This window comes from Paraburkholderia aromaticivorans, assembly GCF_012689525.1.
GTDB lineage: Bacteria > Pseudomonadota > Gammaproteobacteria > Burkholderiales > Burkholderiaceae > Paraburkholderia > Paraburkholderia aromaticivorans_A.
Window position 1 is genome coordinate 426,162 of record NZ_CP051516.1, and the last position, 22,075, is coordinate 448,236.

Annotated in this window: 19 protein-coding genes; 10 read left to right on the plus strand and 9 right to left on the minus strand. The window is 63.1% G+C overall.

Annotated elements, in window-relative coordinates; all coding sequences use genetic code 11:
* Nucleotides 1–12: 12 nt before the first annotated feature.
* Nucleotides 13–813 (minus strand): hypothetical protein, encoded by an 801-nt coding sequence (locus tag HF916_RS29995; RefSeq protein ID WP_168792526.1) that lies wholly within the window; start codon nucleotides 811–813, stop codon nucleotides 13–15.
* A 299-nt stretch (nucleotides 814–1,112) separates the two neighbouring features.
* Between HF916_RS29995 and HF916_RS30000 the strand changes: the two genes are divergently transcribed.
* On the plus strand, nucleotides 1,113–2,762 hold the full coding sequence (locus HF916_RS30000; RefSeq protein WP_168792527.1) for a methyl-accepting chemotaxis protein: 1,650 nt from the start codon (nucleotides 1,113–1,115) through the stop codon (nucleotides 2,760–2,762).
* Between the two features lie 163 nt (nucleotides 2,763–2,925).
* On the opposite strand, the gene HF916_RS30005 is transcribed toward HF916_RS30000, so the two are convergent.
* From HF916_RS30005 to HF916_RS30030, 6 genes are read right to left on the minus strand one after another with little or no spacing between them, the layout of a single operon-like run.
* Nucleotides 2,926–3,735, minus strand: coding sequence for a c-type cytochrome (locus tag HF916_RS30005; protein WP_168792528.1), 810 nt, complete (start codon nucleotides 3,733–3,735; stop codon nucleotides 2,926–2,928).
* Nucleotides 3,732–5,357: a b(o/a)3-type cytochrome-c oxidase subunit 1 gene (locus HF916_RS30010; RefSeq protein WP_168792529.1), complete on the minus strand. Its 1,626-nt coding sequence runs from the start codon at nucleotides 5,355–5,357 to the stop codon at nucleotides 3,732–3,734. Before HF916_RS30010 ends, HF916_RS30005 begins: the two co-directional genes overlap by 4 nt.
* Nucleotides 5,344–5,916, minus strand: coding sequence for a cytochrome C oxidase subunit II (locus HF916_RS30015; protein ID WP_168792530.1), 573 nt, complete (start codon nucleotides 5,914–5,916; stop codon nucleotides 5,344–5,346). The genes HF916_RS30010 and HF916_RS30015 overlap by 14 nt, the downstream gene beginning before the upstream one ends.
* A 2-nt stretch (nucleotides 5,917–5,918) precedes the next feature.
* Nucleotides 5,919–6,095 carry a hypothetical protein gene (locus tag HF916_RS30020; protein WP_168792531.1) on the minus strand — a complete coding sequence of 59 codons (177 nt, stop codon included), beginning with the start codon at nucleotides 6,093–6,095 and terminating at the stop codon, nucleotides 5,919–5,921.
* Between the two features lie 24 nt (nucleotides 6,096–6,119).
* Complete coding sequence (locus tag HF916_RS30025; RefSeq protein ID WP_168792532.1) at nucleotides 6,120–7,511, minus strand: c-type cytochrome; 1,392 nt, start codon at nucleotides 7,509–7,511, stop codon at nucleotides 6,120–6,122.
* Nucleotides 7,508–8,221, minus strand: a complete 714-nt coding sequence (locus HF916_RS30030) for a c-type cytochrome (RefSeq protein ID WP_168792533.1) — start codon at nucleotides 8,219–8,221, stop codon at nucleotides 7,508–7,510. The genes HF916_RS30025 and HF916_RS30030 overlap by 4 nt, the downstream gene beginning before the upstream one ends.
* Before the next feature lie 89 nt (nucleotides 8,222–8,310).
* Here HF916_RS30030 and HF916_RS30035 point away from each other — a divergent pair, with 89 nt between their 5' ends.
* On the plus strand, nucleotides 8,311–8,541 hold the full coding sequence (locus tag HF916_RS30035) for a hypothetical protein (protein ID WP_168792534.1): 231 nt from the start codon (nucleotides 8,311–8,313) through the stop codon (nucleotides 8,539–8,541).
* Nucleotides 8,542–8,708: 167 nt separating this feature from the next.
* Here HF916_RS30035 and HF916_RS30040 read toward each other — a convergent pair whose 3' ends face one another.
* Nucleotides 8,709–9,596: a LysR family transcriptional regulator gene (locus tag HF916_RS30040; protein WP_168792535.1), complete on the minus strand. Its 888-nt coding sequence runs from the start codon at nucleotides 9,594–9,596 to the stop codon at nucleotides 8,709–8,711.
* Between the two features lie 95 nt (nucleotides 9,597–9,691).
* On the opposite strand from HF916_RS30040, the gene HF916_RS30045 reads away from it, so the two are divergent.
* From HF916_RS30045 to HF916_RS30080, 8 genes are all read left to right on the plus strand, one after another.
* Nucleotides 9,692–11,008, plus strand: coding sequence for an MFS transporter (locus tag HF916_RS30045; RefSeq protein WP_168792536.1), 1,317 nt, complete (start codon nucleotides 9,692–9,694; stop codon nucleotides 11,006–11,008).
* A gap of 336 nt (nucleotides 11,009–11,344) precedes the next feature.
* Nucleotides 11,345–12,037, plus strand: a complete 693-nt coding sequence (locus HF916_RS30050; RefSeq protein ID WP_206002016.1) for a response regulator transcription factor — start codon at nucleotides 11,345–11,347, stop codon at nucleotides 12,035–12,037.
* 152 nt (nucleotides 12,038–12,189) lie between these two features.
* Nucleotides 12,190–12,879, plus strand: coding sequence for a response regulator transcription factor (locus tag HF916_RS30055; protein ID WP_168792537.1), 690 nt, complete (start codon nucleotides 12,190–12,192; stop codon nucleotides 12,877–12,879).
* 118 nt (nucleotides 12,880–12,997) lie between these two features.
* A complete protein-coding gene (locus HF916_RS30060; protein WP_168792538.1) occupies nucleotides 12,998–13,642 on the plus strand; it encodes a response regulator transcription factor in 645 nt (214 codons plus the stop codon).
* 256 nt (nucleotides 13,643–13,898) lie between these two features.
* On the plus strand, nucleotides 13,899–14,642 hold the full coding sequence (aqpZ, locus tag HF916_RS30065; RefSeq protein WP_168792539.1) for an aquaporin Z: 744 nt from the start codon (nucleotides 13,899–13,901) through the stop codon (nucleotides 14,640–14,642).
* 54 nt (nucleotides 14,643–14,696) lie between these two features.
* Nucleotides 14,697–19,139, plus strand: a complete 4,443-nt coding sequence (locus HF916_RS30070) for an ATP-binding protein (RefSeq protein ID WP_206002052.1) — start codon at nucleotides 14,697–14,699, stop codon at nucleotides 19,137–19,139.
* 489 nt (nucleotides 19,140–19,628) lie between these two features.
* Entirely contained in the window at nucleotides 19,629–20,063 is a 435-nt protein-coding gene (locus tag HF916_RS30075; RefSeq protein ID WP_168792541.1) for a CHRD domain-containing protein, read from the plus strand.
* Nucleotides 20,064–20,180: 117 nt separating this feature from the next.
* Nucleotides 20,181–21,137, plus strand: coding sequence for an alpha/beta hydrolase (locus tag HF916_RS30080; RefSeq protein ID WP_168792542.1), 957 nt, complete (start codon nucleotides 20,181–20,183; stop codon nucleotides 21,135–21,137).
* On the opposite strand, the gene HF916_RS30085 is transcribed toward HF916_RS30080, so the two are convergent.
* Nucleotides 21,107–21,949 (minus strand): EcsC family protein, encoded by an 843-nt coding sequence (locus HF916_RS30085; protein ID WP_168795695.1) that lies wholly within the window; start codon nucleotides 21,947–21,949, stop codon nucleotides 21,107–21,109. The genes HF916_RS30080 and HF916_RS30085 overlap by 31 nt on opposite strands.
* Nucleotides 21,950–22,075: the final 126 nt, after the last annotated feature.

A 22,075-nucleotide genomic window follows, 5' to 3' on the forward strand; every position in this document is an offset into this window, starting at 1 on the left:
CGCGCGCGACACTCACCGCGTCAAATGATCCAACGCGTCCCTCAGCGGCACACTGGAAATGACGATCGGCCCAGTGAACGGCGTATCCAGATCCACAATCACATAGATCGCCGAAGCAATCGACACCGCGCCCAGCGAAATCGTGACCAGTGCCAGCGCATTGCGCGGCGCGATCAAGCCGAAACTCAGAAAGATCACGCCCAGCCAGAACGTCAATGTCGTGAGGAAAGGTTGGGAAATCGAACTGTGCGCTTCCTCGATGAGCTTCCACCGCGCATCCACGACGCGGCGGTATTGCTTCAACCCATCGTCGAGGGCGCGCTGTTGTAACGGGTCGCGCGCCCGCAGCGTCCGCAACTCCCGGCCCACGGCGGTCAGCATGTCGCCGAGCCGCACGCTCTCCAGTTTCTGCGAGTTGTCCGGCGACCCTATGTCTTTCGGATAGTCGCCGCTCGGCGGCATTTCAGCAGGCCACGTCGATGCAATTGCCGCCGCGGTGTACTGGCGCAACAACTGCCGGGCCGGCTCGGTATCTATGCCGTATTCGCGCAGCGTCGTGTCGAACTCGATCAGATCGGCCGCGTAGGTGCGCAAATCATTCGAGGCGGTGTCGAAGCTGGATTTCGCGGACGCTGTCATCAAGCCGAGTACCAGCGCGGCGAACGTCACCAGCATGCCGATCACCAGTTGGATCAACTGCACCGTCTCGTGCGCCTTGTGCTCCTCGGGCAGGAGTGGGCGCACCCACACGCCGACTCCGGTCACGACGAGCAGGAGAACGAAAACCACCAGCGCCGAGCCTATTTCCGACATCGCCATGCTCCGTAGACACATCCTCGTTACTTTCCATCAAGCGCCACCCGCCGAGAACCCGGGTAGTCCCGCAACGTCCCACGCCAATCGCCCTTCATATGCGCCCGTATGTTGATGTATCGCAAGCCCATACGCTATCAACCATAAAGTTTTTCGTGATTGAGCCGTAGTCCTTATATGTGGCGTTCGCTTAAATTTAGACAAGAGTTGCGGACCTGGCCGACTCGGCTTGGGCGCAGCACGCGTGGCCGAGGCTTTCGCTGAACATTCGGTCAGGCAGCCCAACGGAGACAAGCCCGATGTTGAAGAATCTGTCGATTCGCACCTGCCTTACCCTGATGATTGTGTTCTTCGGCGTCGTGCTGCTGTTCGGCGCCGCCGCCGGCTTGCTGTCGCTGCGCTCGAGCAACACCTCGCTGCAGCAGATGTATACGGTCGATACGCCGGCCGTCGCCGACCTCGAAGGCAGCGCCGGACAGTTGCTGCGCCTGCGTCTCGCGCTGGCGACGTACGCATCGCTCGTCGACCTGAACGATCAGGACGGCGCGAATGCCGTGCTCACGCGTTTTGATCAGTACCAGAAAGCTTCCAACGACCGTCTGGCCCACTATGTGAGCCGCGCGAGCACGGACGCCGACGAGCAGCGCCTGATCAAGGACATGCAGGACAAGCGCGACACCTTCCTGCACGAAGGCGTCGATCCGGCGCTCGCCGCGCTCAAGTCCGGCGACAAGACGACTTTCCAGCAATTGCAGGCACACAAGCTGCCGTCGCTCTACAGCGCGTACGAAAAAGCGATGCTCACGCTCGAACAGTTGCAACTCGATCACGGGGCGCAACGCTATCAGGACGCGCAGGATCTGTTCTACGCGATCTGTATCGCGGTGGCGATCGGTATGGTCGCGTCGCTGCTGGGCGCGTGGATCGGCCGCGCGGTGCTGGTGCGCGCGATCGTCCGTCCGGTCGACGCCACCATCGCGCAGTTTCAGCGCATCGCCAACGGCGACCTGACCGGCCAGATCGTCGTGGCCAGCAATAACGAAATGGGCCGTCTCGCGGCCGCGCTGCGCAAGATGCAGGAATCGCTGATCGCGACGGTGAACTCGGTGCGTCAAGGCACGGAATCCATCGACACCGGCGTGAGCGAGATCGCTGCGGGCAACACCGATCTGTCGCAGCGCACCGAGGAACAGGCCGCGTCGCTCGAAGAAACGGCGGCGAGCATCGAACAGCTCACCTCGACGGTCAAGCAGACGGCGGACAACGCGAAGCAGGCCAGCTCGCTTGCGCAGGGCGCATCCACGCTGGCCGCGCAAGGCGGCGATCTGACGGAGCAGGTGGTGGGCACGATGCATGGCATCGTCAACGATTCGCGGCGGATTGCCGACATTGTCGGCGTGATCGAAGGGATCGCGTTTCAGACCAATATTCTGGCGCTGAACGCTGCCGTCGAAGCCGCGCGCGCCGGCGAGCAGGGACGCGGCTTCGCGGTGGTGGCGAGCGAGGTGCGCTCGCTCGCGCAGCGTAGCGCGGCAGCGGCCAAGGAGATCAAGGGCTTGATCGACGAATCGACGGCGCGCGTGCAGGCCGGCTCGCAACTGGTTCAACGCTCGGGCTCGACGATGACCGAAATCGTCGACGCGATTGCGCGCGTGAGTTCGATCATGGGCGAGATCGCCGCGGCCGCGCTCGAACAGAGCACGGGCATCGATCAGGTCAATCTCGCGGTCGCGCAGATGGACGAGGTGACGCAGCAGAATGCCGCGCTGGTGGAGCAGGCTGCCGCTGCCGCGAGTTCGCTGGAAGAGCAGGCGCGGCGGTTGACGTCCGCCGTGTCGGTGTTCCAGACCGGGAGCGGTGCGGCGTCTTCGTCTTCGTTTGCCGGGCGACGTGGCGGTTCGGTCGGCGCGCCGAAGCTGGCCGATGCAGGCGAGTTTGCGGCGGCTTAGTATCAGCGGTTGTTTTGCGCTGCGGCGTGTTAACTCTGCGGGACAAGCCGCGCCGAGGATGGCAGATGTAAGCGAGTTTGCGACGGCTTAACGTCGGTGGTTGTTTTGCGCGACGGCGTGCTGAGTCTTCGCGACAAACCGCGTCGCGCGGACAAAGCGACCGTTACTGCATGGCCGCATAATATTTGGCCACGCTGTCGATCTCGGCGGGCGTCATTTGCCGTACTACGTTGCGCATCTGTTCATTGATGTCGTTGTGCCGCGCGCCGGAAGCAAAGGCGCGCATCTGCGCCGCGAGATAAATCGACGACTGTCCGCCCAGCCACGGTGCCGCGCCCTTGCGATCCAGTTGCCCGTGGCAAGCGGCGCAAGGCGCGATATTGCGCTGCGGATCGCCCTGCATGGCAAGCTTCACCGCGTTCGCATCCGGCTCCGCGCCAGTGGGCAGAGTCTCCGCCGCGGGCGCTCTCGGCAGCGACGCGTAGTAAGCCGCCAGATCGTGCAGATCCTGATCGCTGCGTGCGGCGATGATCGGTTGCATGATCGCGTTCTGGCGCACGCCGTTCTGGTAATCGCGCAACTCTTTGTAGACCACGTCGGCGTATTGCCCGGCCAACGCGGGCGCGGTCACCTGCACCGTGCCGAGTACGCCGTGGCACATCGAGCAATTTTGCGTCGCGATCGTCGCGCCGCGGCCGATCGAATTCGCGTCTGCGCGCACGCGACGCAGTGGCGGCAAGACCACCACGTCGCTCGGCGCCGGACCCGTGAGATTGGCGCCGCCGTACCAACTCGACGGTGCCCCCGCGGCGCTGCAGATCGTCGCCCATAAGCCGCGGTCGCCGAACGCCTTACTCGCCGAAGGTAGCCAGATGAAGCCGATCAGTATCCCGACGACGGCAATCGCAATCGTGCCGCCCACGCTCACTGTGAACCATGGGTTGCGTAAGCTGAAGACGCGTTCCTGATTCATCGCTGCGCTCCGACGACGACTGCCGGCACGGAAGTCTGCGGCAATCTGAGCAACTGCACGATCGGCACACTGTAGTTGACGACCGTGAGTCCGATCATCAACGCCACCCACAAGCCGAAGCTGTTGAGCGCGGCCGGCACGTGCTCCACCGGCTGCGCGGCGCTCGCAAAGCGGAAGGTCTGCTGCTGAACCAGCGGGCCGAATTGCGACTTCACGAGGATGTAGATGAACAGCACGCCGGACGCCACGAGGATCAATCCGCCCACCGCCGACATGCCGACCCAGAACGCCTGAGACTGCAAGCCGAGAGCGTTGTAATCGTAATAGGCCATGCGGCGCGGCGCACCGAGCAGGCCGACGTAATGCCACGGCAGCGTCACCACCATCATGCCGATGAACCACAGCCACAGTTGCGTGCGCACCAGTTTCACCGACGCGATCGCGCGACCTGTCAGTTGCGGCCACAGCTCATAGGCAATCGCGAAGTACATGATGACGATCGCACCGCCGAAGATCAGATGGAAGTGCCCGGTCACCCACTGCGTGTTGTGTATGGTCGCGTTCAACTGATAGCTCATGTTGATCAGCCCGCCCGCGCCGCCTAAGCCAAGCATCACGAACGAAAACGCGATCACGAGCATCATCGGGTTCTGCCACGGCAGGGCGGTGAGCCAGCCGAATGCGCCCTTGCCGCCGCGCAGTCTGCCCGCGATTTCAACCGACGCGCAGATCGTGAACACCGTCAGCAGCGTCGGCACCGACACCATGCCGGTGAACACGGCATGCAGGAACTTGAAGCCGGAGCCGACTTGCGGATCGGCGAACAGATGGTGGATGCCGATCGGCATCGCGAAGACGAGGAACAGGATGAACGACACGCGCGCCATCGAATCGCTGTAGAGCCGTCCGCCGATCGCGCGCGGCACCAGCGTGTAATAGGCGATATAAGCGGGAATCAGCCAGAAATAGACGATCGCGTGCAGCGTCCACGAGAACAGGATGCGCGAGAGGCCGGCGTCGATCGTGTTGGTGAGGCCGAACGCGACCGGCAGGATCTGGAACAGAATCTCCAGCGCCGCGCCGACGGCGGTCCATGCCCACAGATACGCGCCCGCCACGTTGGCGAACATCGCGAGGGGAACCGGCTTGCCGGGGTTGGCGCGTTTCCAGATGCGCAGGTTCACATGCATCAGCGCAACCCAGATCCACGAGCCGACCACCACCAGCACCACGCCGAGGTAATAGAACGGGCTACCGATCATCGGCGGATAGAAGGTGTAGAGCACCGAGGCCTGGCCGAGCGCTACCGGCACCATCGCCATCACCGCGCCGATCGCCAGCATGATGAACGCGGCCCACGCCCATTTGAGACCCACGAGACGCTGCGCGAGAGCCAGTTCGACGATCGCGTAGCCGAAGCCCATCGACACCAGCGTGGGCATCACGTACGCCATCACCGAGCCGTGCGCGGTCACCGAACGATAGTAGAGTTCGGGATCGCCGACCCACGGCAGGAACGGACTGCGCACCAGCATCTGCCAGGCGCCGAGCAGCAGCGCGATCAGAAACGCGATGAAGGCCAGCCAGAAATGCGCGAGAACGAGTCGCTTAGCGTGAAACACAGCTCAGCCTCCGTGATTGTCGGGCCTGCTCGAAGAAGGTGGCTTTGTCGATGACTTTCACGTGTGCCCACATGGTCTGGTGGCCGAAGCCGCAGAACTCGTGGCACGGCATGGTGTGATCGGCGGGCGCGTCGAATTGCGTGTTGAGCGTGGCGACATAGCCGGGCACGACCATCGTGTTGATGTTGGTGTCGGTGACGAGCAGGCCGTGCACGACATCGGCGCTGGTGGTGCGGATCGTGATCGGCGTGTCGGCGGGCACCAGCAGGCATTGCGGCGTGAACGAATACTGCTGCGCGATGAAGCGCACGACCACCGAGCCGTCCGGCTCGACCGCGCTGCCAAGGTTGTCTTCGACGAATTCGCCGGACAGTTGCAGGCGCGACGGATCGATCGTCTCGACACGCGAGGGCGGCATCATCGCCCAATGCAGCCCCGAGTAAACGATGACCACCAGCATCAGCACGATCAGCGCGACGGCGAAAATCGCCCAGCGTCGCTCGGCGCGTAAGGCGACCGCGTGGCCGCCGCCCGGTTGATGATTCGATTCGGTCGACATGATCAGTGAACGACGCCGCGCGGCAGAAACACGAGAAAGTAGAAGCCGAACCAGATCGCCATCACGATCAGCGTGGCGACGCCGGCCACGGCGATTGCGCCATGCGGGCCGGCCGCGACGACGCGTTCCACTTCGTCATCGGTCGGCGGCGTCGCGCCGCGGGTATCGTTCGCTTCCATCTAGAAGTTCTCCAATGCGGCGCTTCAATGCAACGGCGCCTTGCGCAACTCGTTGACCTCGCGGGATGTCACGGGCTGGCCGTGATTGCCCCACGCAGTGCGGATATAGGTGACCACGGCAGCGGCGTCGGTGTCGTTCAGTTCCTGGCCGAACGGCGGCATGCCGTACGGTTCCGGATTACGCTTGGTGCCCGGCGGGAAGCCGCCGTTGAGCACGACGCGAATCGGGTTGACCGCGGAATCCATTTCGATCGACTGGTTGCCGGCGAGCGGCGGGTAGTGTTGCAACTGTCCTTCGCCTTTCGCGCCGTGGCAGAGCGCGCACTTGTCGGCGTAGATTTTTTCGCCGAGCGCGAACACGTTGGTGTTGGTGGGCGCCGACGGCCCGGACTTGCGGCCGCTCTTGTCCGGCAAGGTCTTGAGATAGACGGCCATCGCCTTGACGTCTTCTTCCGTCATGTACTGAAGGCTGTGGTACGTGACTTCGGCCATCGGGCCGTACACGGCGCCGCGATCGGAAATGCCCGCTTGCAGCAGATCGACGATGTCCTTAGTGCTCCAGTCGCCCAGGCCGCCGTCCTTGTCCGAGGTTAGCGACGGCGCGTACCAGTTCTGCACCGGAATCAGGCCGCCCGCGAACTGCTCGCTCTGCGACGAGCCGCCGAGCATGTTGATCTTGGTGTGGCACATCGTGCAGTGCCCGAGTCCTTCGACCAGATAGGCGCCGCGATTCCACTCGACCGATTTGGTCGGATCGGCCTGGAACTCACCCTCGCGGAAATACAGCGTGCGCCAGCCGTACAGCAATTCGCGCTGATTGAACGGAAAGCGCAGCGTGTGCTTGTGATTCGACTGGCGCACCGGCGCGACGGTTTTCAGATAGGCGAAGATCGCGTCTGAGTCTTCGCGCGTGACCTTGGTGTATTGCGCGATCGGCATGGCCGGGTAGATCAGCTTGCCGTCCGGCGTGCGGCCGGTGCGCATCATCTTGAAGAACGCGTCCTGGCTCCAGGTGCCGATCCCGTATTGCGCGTCCGGCGTGATGTTCGGTGAATACAGCGTGCCGAACGGCGTTTCCATCGCGAGGCCGCCGGCGAACAGTTTGCCGCGCGGCGCCGTGTGGCAGGCGACGCAGTCGCCTGCACGCGCGAGATACTCGCCGCGTTTGACGATTTCGGGCCGCGTGTCGGCGTTGCCGCCCGGCGCGGACGCTGAGGTGGTCTCGGCGGCGCGTGCTTCGGCGATCAGCAGAGGCGTAGGCCATGCACGCAGAAGCGCGGCGCTGCCGGCCACGATCAGGCCGCCAACCAGCAGACCCGATACGAGCGATGCCGGTCCGCGACGGCGCTTCATCATGGTGGCCAACGCGGCGCGCAATGTGCGAAGAGCGCCCGGAGAGCGAAATGTCGGCTTCATTGCGGTTGGCTCCCGCAGGCGAGAGGCAGCCGTTCCGCGGACGCCGCCGCGGGCCGCGGATCGGCCGGACGCGGCTGGCGCGCAAGCCAGCTCGATACCGCGGTGATGTCCTTGTCGGTCAGCTTGACGGCGATCGAATGCATGCAGTCCGGCGCGAGCGCGTGCCGCGTGCCGGAGCGCCAGGTGCCCATCTGTCCGGCGATATAACTCGCGTGCAGACCGAGCAGACCGGGAATGCCAGGTTGCGTGCCGGTCATGCGTGCGCCATGGCACGCAATGCATGCGGGTATCTTGCGGGCCGGGTCGCCCTGCGTGACGAGTCGCTGTCCGGCAGCGAGCACGGTGGGTGCCACGGCGCTGGTATCGGCGTTGGGATAAGGCGGTTGCAGATCGGCGAAATACTGGCTGATCTTGCGCAGATAGTCGTCGGGCAGGAAGGCGAGCAGATAGCCCATCGGCGGATAGGTGCGGCCGCCGTCACGGAACGCGGTCAACTGATTGAACAGATAGTCGGCCGGTTTGCCGGCAATTCGCGGGAAGTAATCGTTGTTCAGGCCTTGGCCCTGCACGCCATGACATGAGGTGCAGGCGCGCACGCGCTCGTCCATAGCCGAGGGCATGGCGCCGGACGCGTCGGCGGCGAGCACCACGCCGCTCCACATGACGTAAAGCACAAACAGAACCGACGATCCGATAGTTCGACGATGCACGCCAGGCCTCGATTGGGGAACGTTCTTTGTTCTCGATTATCTCTCGCGCATTCGCACGTGGATTCGCTTGCGAAGCCGACAGATGACCTATGTCAACTCTGCCGGTATTTTTCTTGTATAACGACGGCAAGAACAGCAAATCGGAACGGACTTATTCTGGACGGCGAGTGATCATTTGCTACGGCGATGCGATTGCTTTGCTAAAAACAATGATCGGCCTGAATGCGCCGGCGGGTGGCGGCTTCGGGCTGCGCGAATTAACGCTTGAAACGTTCAGCAGCGCGTACGAGGTTGCAGGAATTCAGTCGACGCGTCAATAGCAAACAAAGCTCATTCGACGGGACACCTGATCATGATAGGCGTCGAGTAGAGGGCTTTCAACATTTCCAGTGCGGTTCGCCCGTCCGCCGACGTTATCGCGCGAATGTGATTGTTTGATGATGAGCCGCGGGCTTCTGCGAGACGGCGTGAGCCCATCGTCCATGAGTCAACGGAAAAGCGCCATCAAGGCCGTGCGAGCATTGCTGACGAGTTCGGTTTCGCCGATTCGCCCAGGCAACAGATGAAACTCGACGGCGGGCAACGCGGGCAAGCCCACGCTCGCCGGACAGGCCACGACACCGCCGCCAATCGACGATTCGTTCAGGCAGGAAATGCCGAGCCCGGCCTTCAGCGCGAGTTGCAAGCCGGCGACGCCTGATGCGGAGTGCGACACCACATACGGCACTTTGTGCTCGTCCAGCAGCTTTACAACGAAGCGCTGCAACTGGCAGCTCGACGGCAGCAACACGAGTGGATAGGGCGTGGCCGGCCGCGGACCTGAATCGGCCGCGCTGACCCACAGCAGTTTTTCGCGCCGCACAACCGTGCTTTGCGCGCCCGTGCGCCGGCCTGCAGCGCGCGTATTGTCCGTGACGAGCCGCAGCGAGAGCCCGATGTCGAACGACGCATCGTCGCCCGCATTGCTGTCGATCACCGCGCTCGGCAGCACAGTGACGTGCAGTTTCAGGCGCGGGTGCTGTTCCGAGAACGTTTTGAGAATGCGCGCGATGTCGTGCGGACGGTAGTAGTCCGTGATGGCGATGCGCAACTCGCCGTCGAGCGAGCGGCCTTGCAGGTCTTCGAACGCGGCTTCGCTCATTGCGATGATGCGCCGCGCGTGGTCGAGCAGCCGGCTGCCGGCCGGCGTGGCGCTCACGCCCTGTTTGCTGCGGACGAACAGCGGCTGGCCGGCGCGCTCCTCCAGTTTCTTCAATTGCTCGCTGACCGAGGACTGCGACAGGAATACCCGCTCCGCGCCCGCCGAGACGCTGCCCGATTCGGCGACGGCGACGAAGGTCCGCAACTGCGTCAGGTCAAATCCACGTTGGCTCATGATTCGGTATATCCGATGGAAGTTATCTGAATTTCCGGCTTTTCCGATGGAAGCCTCAGCCGTAGGATACCCCCAGATTCTTTGCGGAGGGTGTCATGGGAAGCGAATCAATTACGGGCTTAGGGTTATCCGGCGGGCGAACGGCAAGTCATCGATGGAAAGTGCTGGGCGTCGGGTTCGCCGCGAACGCGAGTTTTTCGGCAGCGTTCTCGGGGATTCCGACGACAGCGGTTTTCTTGCGCTCGGGGTATCACCTGGGCAATGACGGGTTGGGCCTCGTGCTTGGCATGCTTGGCCTCGGTATCGCGGTCAGCGAATTGCCGTGGGGGCTGCTGACCGACCGCTGGGGCGACCGGCGCGTCCTGCTGCTCGGACTGCTTTCGACCGCGGCCGCGCTGGCCGGACTGGCGCTGTTCGTCGTGCCGTCCGGTGCGCACGTGCCGAGCGTGACGATGCTCGCGCTCGGCCTGTTGCTGGTCGGACTGCTCGGCGGCAGCGTCAACGGTTCGAGCGGTCGCGCGGTGATGGCCTGGTTTCGCGAGGGTGAGCGCGGCCTGGCCATGAGTATTCGCCAGACCGCCGTGCCCGCGGGCGGCGGCCTTGGCGCATTGCTGCTGCCGCTGCTCGCGTCGCGCTTCGGCTTCGCGAGCGCCTATAGCGTGCTGGCGCTCGCCTGCGCGATCACTGCCGCGTTCGCGTGGCGCTGGCTGCACGAACCTTCTCATGCCGAGGCGGACGGCGCCCGTGAAGTCCGTGACACGGCGGCGGCAGCCGGCGTGCCCGCCAAGGTCTCGCCGTTGCGCGACATCGGCATCTGGCGCGTGGCGCTCGGCGCCGGCGCGCTGTGCGTGCCGCAACTCGCCGTTGTAACGTTCGGGACCGTGTTTCTTCACGATTTCAGCCGCGCCGGCGTGCTGGCGATCAGCGTGACGATGGCCGCGGTTCAAACGGGTGCTGCGATCGCGCGGGTCTGGAGCGGCGGTTGGACCGACCGGCGCGGCAATCGCCGGGCCTACATGCGCGCCTGTAGTCTGCTGACGGCGGTGCTGTTCGCTTCGCTCGCGCTGCTGACGGGTCTCGCCGGCATGCATCACACGGCGATGACGGCGGTATTCGCGCTGATGGTCGTGGTGGGCGGCGTGAGCGCGTCCGCATGGCACGGCGTGGCCTTCACGGAACTCGCCACGCTCGCAGGGACGAACCGCGCGGGCACCGCGCTGGCGATCGGCAACACCTGTGTGTTTCTCACGCTATTTGTGACGCCGCTGGCGATTCCGCCGCTGTTGTCGGTAGGCTCGTGGCCGATGGTGTGGGCCGTGGCCAGCGTATGCGCATTGATCGCGTTACCGGTGTTCCCGCGCGCGGCGCATGAAGCCAAGGTGAGGACGGCGCGCGCTTGCGACGCAACTTGATGAACCGCAGCGCCCGTTGTTGGCAATGCTAAGGGCGGGCGCGGCGGGTTTCTCAAGCGGTTGGGCGAGGCGGCGCGTCGGAACTTCAGCGGCGAGTAGTCGACTCGCTGGATTTCCGCCGAAAAATGCGCCGCTCAAAAAAGTCGAAATATTCATTTCGCGTAATTAAGTTTTCTTTTTCTGATAGATCCGCAATGGACTATTAGTTTCTCTGCAGGATTCGGAGCACTCCGATTTTCGAGGAGTTGTAGCGGTGATTTTATGGCTGCCTTGGCGCGCTGTGCGTTGTCGAGGGGCCGTTAAAGCAGACGTAAAGTCGTTCAGATTTTTCTGCGTATGCGCATTCACTCCTACAACAAACGAGAGAAAATCATGGTGAATCTTCGAATTATCCTGGCGGACGATCATCCATTCGTTCTCCTTGGCATCCGCGCCGCACTGGAAATGCAGACCGGCGTCACCGTCGTCGATGAGGCGACGAATCCTGTTTCGCTGATCGAACGCCTACGGAGCACGCCCTGTGATGTGCTCGTCACCGATCTCGCGATGCCGGAACATTCATTCGCCGTCGACGACGGACTTAATCTCGTGCGACGAATCCGCAGTGGCTGGCCGCAATTGCGCGTCGTGGTGATGACAACTCTGACAAACCCCGCGATCCTTCGCGCCATTGTGTCGGATGGCGCCGTAAGCATGGTCGGCAAGGCGGAGTCGATGGACGAGCTCTGGCAGGCGATCGTGGCGGCTCGACAGGGTCAGGCGTACCTCGGCCGTTCCATCATCGAAGCGCTAGCGCATCCGCAGGAACTCGAGTGTGAGCGACCGCCGGCGCCGCGTTTGACGGGCAAACAAGTTGAGGTCGTCAGGCTGCTGGTAAGTGGCCAGTCGATCTCGGACATTGCGGCAGCGCTCGGCTGCGATCGCCGCACGGTCACGCGGCAAAAACGCGAGGCGATGGCCAAGCTCGGCGTCACGAACGATCCCGGTCTTTTCTCTTACGTGCGCGCTTATGGGATTCTTAATTTTTAATGGCATATCTAAGCAATTTATTTTTTTAATTAACTGAGGTTGTTTCGGAGCGATCTTATGTTTATTCTCGGAGAAATATTTAATGATCGCGAGAAGAGCTGATTTGTTCGACGAGGGCGGCAGTCAATTTAGGTACGGAGGAGAAATAGAAGATGCGCGACACCGCTGAGGTAAGCAGACCCGTTCGCGCCATCATCGCGGACGATCATCCACTGGTGCTGCTGGCGATCGAAAACCTGATGAGCGGCTATCCGAATATGGAAATCGTCGGCCGTGCAGCCGACGCCACCGAACTCTTCGCGGAAATCGATCGCGGTTCATGCGACCTGGTGCTCATGGACCTCTACATGCCGGGCGGTTCGGATGGCAGCGGACTGGAAGTCGTCAGGCAGTTCAAGACGCGGTACCCCGGCATCGCGCTCGTCGTGCTCACCATGGAAACCGAGGCGGTCGAACTTCAAAAGGTAATTTCGCTCGGCGTCGAGGGACTGGTGAGCAAGCGAGACCGGATCGACCTGATTCACGTGGCCGTCATCACGGCGCTGGCACGCGAGTGCTATGTCGGCCCCGCGGTGCGCGCATTGATCGCCGACGCAACGGCGACCCAGCGGCTCGATTATGTCCGGAAGATTCTCTCGCGCCGCGAACTCGAGGTGTTCACCCAGTATGCGTCAGGGTACGGCGTGACTGAGATCGCCGCGCGTTTGGAGCGCAGCGTCAAAACGATCAGCGCGCAGAAGTGCACGGCCATGCGCAAGCTCGCCCTGCACAGCGACGCGGAGCTGTTTCGTTTCGCCGTCGAGTACGGTGTGATTCCTGAGGAGCGCATACCGAAGCGGTGATGAGCCGGTGATAAGTCAGTGACGTGTCGCGCCGTCGCGCGACGAATAGAAGATGTGTTGGCATCGCCCGGGGAAGCACACCGTGTTCAGGGCATGCCAATCGATAAGACAATAGAAAATGAGACAGAAGATCCGCGTCATCATCGCAGACGATCACGACTGCGTTCGCGTCGGCGTCAAGCGCGTGTTGCAAGCCGCGCCGCACATCGAATGTGTCGGCGAAGCGGCCGACACCCACGGACTGGCGGAATTGCTCGACGCCTGCGCGTGCGACGTCGTCGTTTCCGATATCAATATGCCGGGCATTCATGGCGGCAGCAACGCGGTATCGTTTCTGCGCCGCCTGTTGCGGGGCCAGTCGCATCCTTGCGTCGTCGTCCTCACCATGATCTGCCATGCGCACATGCTGTTCGGTCTTTTGCATATCGGCGTAGGCGGAATCGTTGATAAACGCGAGACGGTCACAGCATTGATCGACGCGATCGAGGCCGCTCTTGCCGGGCGCGTCTATCTGTCGGAACACGCGCGGGTTGCGATGGAAGCGGCTGACGCGCCGCCGCAACTGCGCGCCGGCATGCTGAGCGCACGCGAGTGGGAAGTTTTCCAACTCTATGTGCAAGGTCGCGCCGTCCATGAGATCGCGGTGCGTTTGCAGCGCAGCGGCAAGACCATCAGTACGCAAAAACGTAGTGCGATGCGCAAGCTCGGGCTGGAAACGGAAGCCGACCTGATCGATTATGCGCGGCAGATCGGATTGACCTGATCTGATATCCGGTGGGCATATTGCATTGCGCCGTCGGCAGATGATTTTGGAGAACCAGGAATTTAGGAGTCTTCTGATTGGTTGCGGGACGTTGCCGTCTCATAGTTCTGAATTCACTACGGCTTTATTCCGTGCTCTCCTGATGAAAGCAGTCGTTTCGTCAAGCTGACCGATGCCCGGGCCGTGAGAATACAGGCAGATTTGAGGCGGCAATCGTGCAATGCCGTCTGCCTGGCGGACAGAACCAGGAGGCGGCATGGATGCGTTAGGTAAGCGGTTGTTGGTCGAGGGTGTCGGAACGGCGTGGCTGGTGTTCGTCGGCTGCGGCAGCATCGTGTTGAACGTCGGTGCGATCCAGCAGGCAGGCGGTGTGCTGGAAGTGGCGCTGGCATTCGGCCTCGCCCTCGCTACGGCCACCTACTGCTTCGGCGGCGTGTCGGGTGGTCATTTCAATCCCGCTGTCACCGTAGGCTTCACGGTCGCGCAACGCTTTCCGGTCAGGGATCTGCTCCCCTATATTGCGTCGCAGATTCTCGGTGCGATCGTTGCCGCCGCGCTACTGCTTTACGTGGCGGGCGGGCGTCCCGGGTTCGATCTGGGCGCGAGCGAGTTCGCGGCAAATGGCTTCGGCGACCATTCTCCTGCCGACTATCAGATGCATTCAGCGCTGGCCATCGAGTTTGTGCTGGCCTTCGGTTTCGTCATGGCAAGCCTGTTGATCGCCCGCAGGCGAGACATGGCGCCGATCGCGCCGCTGGTCGTCGGCGCCTGCCTGGTGCTGGTCTATCTGGTGTCGATTCCGGTGACCAACGGTTCGGTCAATCCCGCCCGCTCCACGGCCCAGGCGCTGTTCGTCGGCGACTGGGCGCTGGACCAGCTTTGGCTGTTCTGGGCTGCACCTCTGTCGGGCGGTGTCATGGCTGGGGCGCTGTTCTCGTTTCTGCACGGCAAGGCTGACGCCGCCGCTACGCTCGCCGACGGGCGCGGCGAAGTTGCCTGAGTGTCGCCCGGTGCCATCATCGTGTCTGCCGTCAATTTCGTGCCGGGCGTTGCAATGAGGCGTGCGCTTGAACGCCTCTCGCTGTGTCTACTGGCATGGTTCTTATTTGTCGCCGCGCAAACAACCGCAGTTGCCCAATCGTTCGACAATCGCTCGAACACGCAGGTTGTTGCCAATTTTCCCGCGAAACTGACCGTCGGCGTTCTCGCTAACAGTTGGCTGCCGTTCGACGCGCTGCAAGACGGTCAACTCACGGGCATGAGCGTCGACTATCTGCGGACCCTCGTCGGGCCGAACGTGGTCATCGAAGCCAAGGCGTTCCCGGACATGCCGCAACTGCTTGCCGCCGCATGCGCCGGACGAGTCGATCTGATGATGAGCCTTGCCCGCACACCCGAGCGCGAGCGGTGCTTGAGTTTCACCGCGCCTTATTTCCGCTCTTCCTCGTCGGTCGTGGTACGCCGGGACAGTAACAGTTATGGAAGTCCCGCCCAGTTGGCGGGCGCGCGCATCGCGCTAGAAAAAGGTTTTGCGCTCGAGCGTGTGACACGCGAGCGCTTCCCACGCGCCCAGATCATCACGTTTTCCACCACGCGCGACGCACTCGCCGCCGTGATCCGGGGCGACGCCGATGTTTATCTCGGCTTCACTACTGCCGTGCAATATGCATTGTCCACCGACGAGTTTCGTGGCTTGCGAGTGGCCTTCGAGGAGAACACCAATACCTCCAATTTGCGCTTCGGGGTGCCCCGGAACCAGACTGCACTGCGAGACCAACTCGATCAGGCGCTCGCGTCGATGAACCCGGCAGACGAGGCGGCGATTCGGATGCGCTGGCTATCCGGCAACTTCGACGCGAAGCCTGTGCCCGCCGCGCCGCGTCTCGCGCTGACGCCGCAAGAGCAGGCCTGGCTTCGTTCGCTGCCGCCGTTGCAGGTTGGTTTCGATAACAGTTGGGCGCCCTTCAGTTACGTCGACGGTTCCGGCCGGCCCGCGGGCATTGCCGCCGACTATCTGACGTATCTGAGCCGCACGCTCGGCGTCGTGTTCAATCGTGCCAGCACGGCTGACTGGGCCGCCACGATCGAAGCATTTCGGCGCGGTGAACTCGCGATCCTCGCCACTGCTTCCAGCCACGATCCGCGCCTCACGAAGGCACTGCACACCAGCGCATATGAGAGCTACCCGCTGGTGCTCGTCGGCCGAGAGGACGAACCTGCGGCTCGCTCGCTGAGTGATTTTGCGTCACGCCGCATCGTCGTTTCGTCGCATGTTGCCGGTTCGGTTACGCTCGCATTCCAGCGAATTCCGGCGGGCCACGTCGTGGTCGCGCCCAGTCTCGACGACGCGCTGAAGATGGTTGAGTCCGGCGAGGCGGACGTTCTGGTGGGGAACGTGGCCGCCGTCGATATCGTGCTCAAGCAACGGTACGGCGGCGTCCTCAAGATCCTCGGCGCGGTTGGCGATTCCGACGCGCTCGACTTTGCCGTACGCCCGGACCTGAGCCCACTCGCGGGGTTGATCGACCGTGCGTTGCTGGCTATGCCGCCTGCGGAAAAGCAACGCATCCGGCAGAAGTGGGTTACCGGCAATGCACCGGGCGCCGGCATGTGGAGCGTGACCGCGGTGCGTCTGCTGCCGGTGCTGATCGGCATCGGCGTCGTGCTGCTGATCACCCTGCGCGGCTATCTGTTGCTGCAACGGGAAGTCAGGCTGCGCAAGAAAACGGAAGCGGAACTGGAACTGCAACTGAACTTCCAGGAAACCTTGATGAAGACGGTGCCCTATCCGCTCGTCGCCAAGGATCTCGATGGCCGTTATATCGCAGTCAACGAAGCCTATGAGCAAGCCTGCGGATTGGGCCGCGAGGCGATCGTCGGACGAACCACCTTGGAGGTGCGAACATGGGGCGAGGCCAATAGTCGCATCCTTGACGAGATCACACGCAAGATGCTGAACGGCGGCGAGGCTGCGCAGGTGGAGTTGCAGTTCGAGCGCGGCGCGGGCAACATGCGGCATGGCCTTTTCTGGACCCGTATCTGCCGCGGCAGTGACGGTCAACCGGCTTGCGTGCTCGGCACGATGGTCGATATCACTGATATCCGGCGCGCCGAAATGCGCGCGCGCGAAACCGAGCGGCGCCTCTTCGACGTGACGCGCTCACTTCCGGCCGTGGTGTTTCAACTTCGCCGCACCGCGGATGGCGCGTATTCGTTTCCGTATATCGGCGGCGACAAGCGTCATCTGCTGGGTGTGCGAGACGGTTCGCAGAGCAGCAGCGATCACGTCGATTTCCAGCGCGTGTGCGAGGAGGATAGGGCGTTCGTGCTGGCTGAACTCGAGCGCTCGGCGCACTGCGAAACGCCGGTGAACATGGAGTTCCGTTTCGCAGGCGACCAGGACATCAAATGGGCGCGAGCCGAACTGGTACCGCGCCGCGAATCGGATGGAAGCGTCGTCTGGGGCGGTTACTGGGTGGACGCCAGCGTGGAGCACGCGCGCTCCGACGAGCTTGCGCGAGCGCGCGACCTTGCCGAAGCGGCCTCGCGTGCCAAAGACGACTTCTTTGCCATGATGAGCCATGAAATCCGCACGCCGATGAATGGCGTGCTCGGTCTCGTGGAAGTGCTGGAGCGCACGCCGCTCAACGCGGACCAGGGCGAAATGCTGGGCATGATTCATGAGTCGGCGGGCGCACTGCTGCAGATCCTCGACGACTTGCTCGACTATTCGAAAATTGAAGCGGGACGGCTGACCATCGAGGCCGAAGCCATCGATATACGTGAACTGGTGGACAACGCTGTCGGCCTGTTGGCTGGCCGCGCCCATGAAAAGGGCCTGAAAGTGCGCGTGGATATCGGGCCGGACGTCGCCGCCACCCTGCGAGGCGACAGTGTCCGATTGCGGCAGATTCTGTTCAACCTGCTCGGCAATGCCATCAAGTTCACGCCGCAAGGCGAGGTCGACGTGTGTGTGTCTGCCGTCGCGCAGAACGACGGCATTCAGACGCTCGAAATGATCGTCGAGGACACCGGCATCGGTATTGCGCCGGAGGGGCAGGCTAAGTTGTTCGAGCCGTTCGTGCAGGCGGAATCGTCCACCACACGCCGTTTTGGCGGCACGGGCCTCGGCTTGACGATCTGCCGGAAGCTGATCGACCTGATGAACGGTTCGCTCACGTTAAACAGCGAACCGGGTCGTGGCACGCGCATGACCGTGCGGCTCGCCATGCCCGTCGAGACTCAGCAATATTGCGTCAATGGCTTGCGCGGTAAGCGCGGAATCGTGGCAACCAGCGACGCGCGCATTGCTCAGGCACTGATGCACTTCGGCGAGGCGCTTGGCCTCAAGTTGCGCCGTGTTTCACCTGGCGCGCCGGAATTGCGCGATCGCACCGCACTGGCCGACGTGGATTTGCTGTTCGTTAATGAAGATGTGACCTTGCCGGCGGACATCAGGCCGCGCACGCGCGTCATCTGTCTGACCGAGAAGCCGAAGCCGACGGGCTACCGCATTCTCGACGACAACGTGCGCGTCAGCATCAATCCCATTTCGTGGCGCGGCCTCGGCGCCGCGTGTGCCGCTGCGATGACGGGGCTGCCGTCGGTGGCGCCGCGCTCGGCGGGTATGCCGCGTACGCCCGAAGTCGGCGCTTCGCCTCCGGATCGTGAGCGGGCTATCGCCAGTGGCCGGCTGATCCTCGTCGCAGAAGATCATCCGGTCAATCAGGAGCTGATCCGTCACCAGCTCGCGTTGCTCGGTTTTGCCTGCGACGTGGCGAACGACGGCGCCGAGGCGCTGACCGCGCTGGAGCACACGAGTTACGGGTGTCTGATCACGGATTGCCACATGCCGAACGTGTCCGGTTACGAACTCACGCGGCGTATTCGTGAAAGCGAGCAGGGCGGCGCTTATCGCCTGCCCATTCTGGGTATCACGGCGAACACCGCGCCCGAAGATCTGAATCTGTGCCGTGACGCGGGCATGGACGATAGCCTCGTGAAGCCGACCCGGCTCGCCACGCTGCGCGATTATTTGAGCCGTTGGTTCGGCGCCGACAGCGCGTGGCAAGCCGCGCCTTCGGAGGCCGTCAGCACGCCGGCAGTCGCCGTGCCGGATGTGCATGGCGGCGCAGAGCCGTTCGTGCCGGTCGACCTCGGGCACATGACACAACTGTGGGGCAGCGAATCGACCGTCAAGGCCCTGCTCGACTCGTTCGTGTCGTCCGTGCGCGAGGACGTGCAGTCATTGTCGCCGTTGCTCGAGCGCGTGGAGTCCGAACGTATCGAGGTGGAACGTGTGCGCGAGTGGCTTCATCGCGTGGCGGGGGCGGCGAGCGTTCTGCAATATCCACCGCTACTCAAGGCACTTGAAGACTATCACCGCGAAATCACCGTCAAACCGCCGGAACGCGTGCGCGACGATGGAATGTTGTTAATCGACAAGTGCAATGCCATGCTTGACGGAATCGAGCAGCAGGCCGCCTTGCTCGTATAAGGTGCCGCGCCCGCACATGTGAGTGCATTTAAGCGAGGGCGCCTCTGTGGACGAGAGCGCGACAAACAGACCAAACAGACGAAAAAAAACGCGGCCGAAGCCGCGTTAAAGATTTGGAGACTTCCCTCGATGAAGGAGTCACTTCTCGCAAGCAGAAGCATAACCGGGATATTGCGATTCATTCATTACAAAATCCGCAATTAACTGTTTGAGGAAATCGATAAAAACGTCGCCGGGACGCGTTCGGAGCGAAATCGCGAGCACGTTTGTGTGTCGGAACACGTCGGGAATTGCTACGGACAACTACAAAGTCGCCGCGTGTTTCGGTCGCCCGGAGGCGCGTGCAGTGCGCGCAAGTAACTGACCTAAAAACGCGCGACGGCCATGCGCGCTCCAGCACAAACAGATTCGACGGATTTGCACTAGTATGTGGTGGCTTCGCGCGCGGCCGAGTGTCGGTGCGGCGGTGCATCAAGTCCGGAGAAGACCATGATTGCGCTTCGAAAAGTGAATCTTGCAGTGGTGTTGTGGGCGTTGGCGTCGGGTGTCGCCTTCGCGGATACGGTGGCGCTGAAGGCGGATCTCGAGCCTTCGAGCGAAGTGCCGCCTCGCGTCAGCCACGGGCACGGCATGTTGGACGCCACCTTCGACACGTCGACGAAATCCCTGCAATGGACGGTCACCTATGAAGGCTTGAGCGGCCCGGCAACCGCCGCGCATTTCCACGGACCCGCGCCAGTAGGCCAGAACGCCAAGATTCAGGTGCCGATCGACAAGGGCGCGCTCGCCAGCCCGATCAAAGGCTCGGCGGCGCTGACCGAACAGCAGGTGACGGATCTGATGGCGGGGCAGTGGTACTTCAACGTCCATACTGCACAGAACCCGATGGGTGAAATTCGCGGGCAGGTTTTGCCCGCGAACTAGGCGAGCGGAAAGCCTTACCCGGCGGTGCGGGCGTTTTTGAGATTAGAAGCCGCCATCCACCGACGCAGCAGCGAACGCACGTAACATGACAGGACACAATCGAAGGAGCGTGTCCCGATGAGTTGGCAAAGCACACTCGCGTGCTGGTACCTGCGTAGGCAGTTTCGACCGGAAACCCTCAAGGCACGCATCAATGTCGAAAGAGCGCGCGCGCTGACCGCTAAGCGCGTCTGGTCGCCGCGGCTGCCGGGCGGCTGGCGTCTGCGTGAGCTCTACGGCGCGGACGACACGCCGTTGCGCGGCGAGTGGATCGAGCGCGTCGACCGTGCGCCAGCCACACGCGCCGGACCGACCGTCCTGTATTGCCACGGCGGTGGCTATTACTTCTGTTCACCGCGTACGCATCGTTCGATCGTGTTCGGTCTGGCGACGCGCGCCGATGCACCGGTTTTTTCCCTCGACTACCGTCTCGCGCCCGAGCACCGCTTTCCGGCGGCGCTCGACGACGCGGTCGCGGCCTACCGTCAGTTGATCGCCGACGGTATCGCGCCGGAGTCGATTGTCATAGCGGGCGATTCAGCGGGCGGCGGTCTTGCGCTCGCCACGCTGGTGGCGCTGCGCGACGCGGGCGATCCCATGCCGGCAGGCGGCCTGCTGTTCTCGCCGTGGACCGATCTGGCCGCGACCGGCGCCAGCATCCGCACCAACGACGGTCTCGATCCCATGTTCAGCGGCACGGCGATCGCCCTGGCGGGGAAAGTCTATCTCGGCGACACGCCGGCCACGCATCCCTACGCTTCTCCGGTCTATGCCGACCTGCACGGCTTGCCGCCGCTCTTCATCATGGCTGGCAGCACCGAGGTATTGCTCGACGACTCGCGGCGCGTGGCCGACAACGCGCGCGCGGCGGGCGTCGACTGCGATCTCGAGGTGTGGAACAAGATGCCGCACGTCTGGCCGATCTTCGCACCGTTCATCCCCGAGGGAAATCGCGCGCTCGACCGCGCCGCCGCCTTCGTGCGGCGCGTGACAGGCCGCGCGACTCAGCCGTCGAGCGCGATGTCGATCGTCTGATAGGCCGCCTCGACCGAAGCCTGGCCGTACTGCCGTTCCAGCCGGCGCACGGTGAAGTGGCCGTGCGCGACCTGCTGGAAGTGGTCGATGAAAACCGTATTGACCATCGCGCCGAGCACCGCGCCGATCGCCGGAATCGACTTCGCGGCGATCTGTTCGCTCACCTGCACGGAGAAGCGCGCGGCGATCGTGTTGAGCAGGCGCAACAAGGCCGCGGAGCCGTGCGCGGTGAAGCCCTTGGTGGCGATTTCGGATGACGCTTTCGACACCGCCTGCGCGAGCGCGCCGCGCATGATGAAGTAGCCGTAGTCGGCGTCGTCGTCGGCTTTCGACGTGCCGCCCATGCCGAGCACCGTCAGACATTGCAGCTGCGTGTCGATCGACGTCAGATCCTCGCCCTCGCTGCGCGCGATATCGCAGATCGAGCGGAACATCAGCGTGGTCGTGACCGGCAACTCGACGGGCAGCGCGAACAGTCCGAATGCGCCGCCGGCCGCGCCGGTGGTCGCCACGGCAAACTTGTGCAGCAAGTTGCTCGGCTTGTCGGGCACCGCCAGCGGCGTCGCGCCGTCCTGCCGCCCCAGCGTGCGCAGCGCGATCGACAGACACTTGCGCAGGGCCAACTCCGTCGCGTCGGTGACTTTTTCGTTGGCGAACGCCGGCATGCGCGAGAGCAGTTTCTCCAGCGGCGCGCCAACGATGCTTGCCAGCTTCATCGCCAGAGCGGGGCTCTCCAGTTCGTGTTTCGCGTGGCGTAGCGCCTTCAGGTCGTCGTCCGATAACGATTGTGTTGCGAGCGAACTCGGCTCCATGTGCCTCCCTGGCGTCATGTGATATCCATTCTTCAGTCGATTGCCGGTGCGGCTAACCGCAGCGGCTTGTCCCGCTTAGAGCGTCACTGCGTGGTATGATTCCCAATCGTTTGACATGTCAACTGT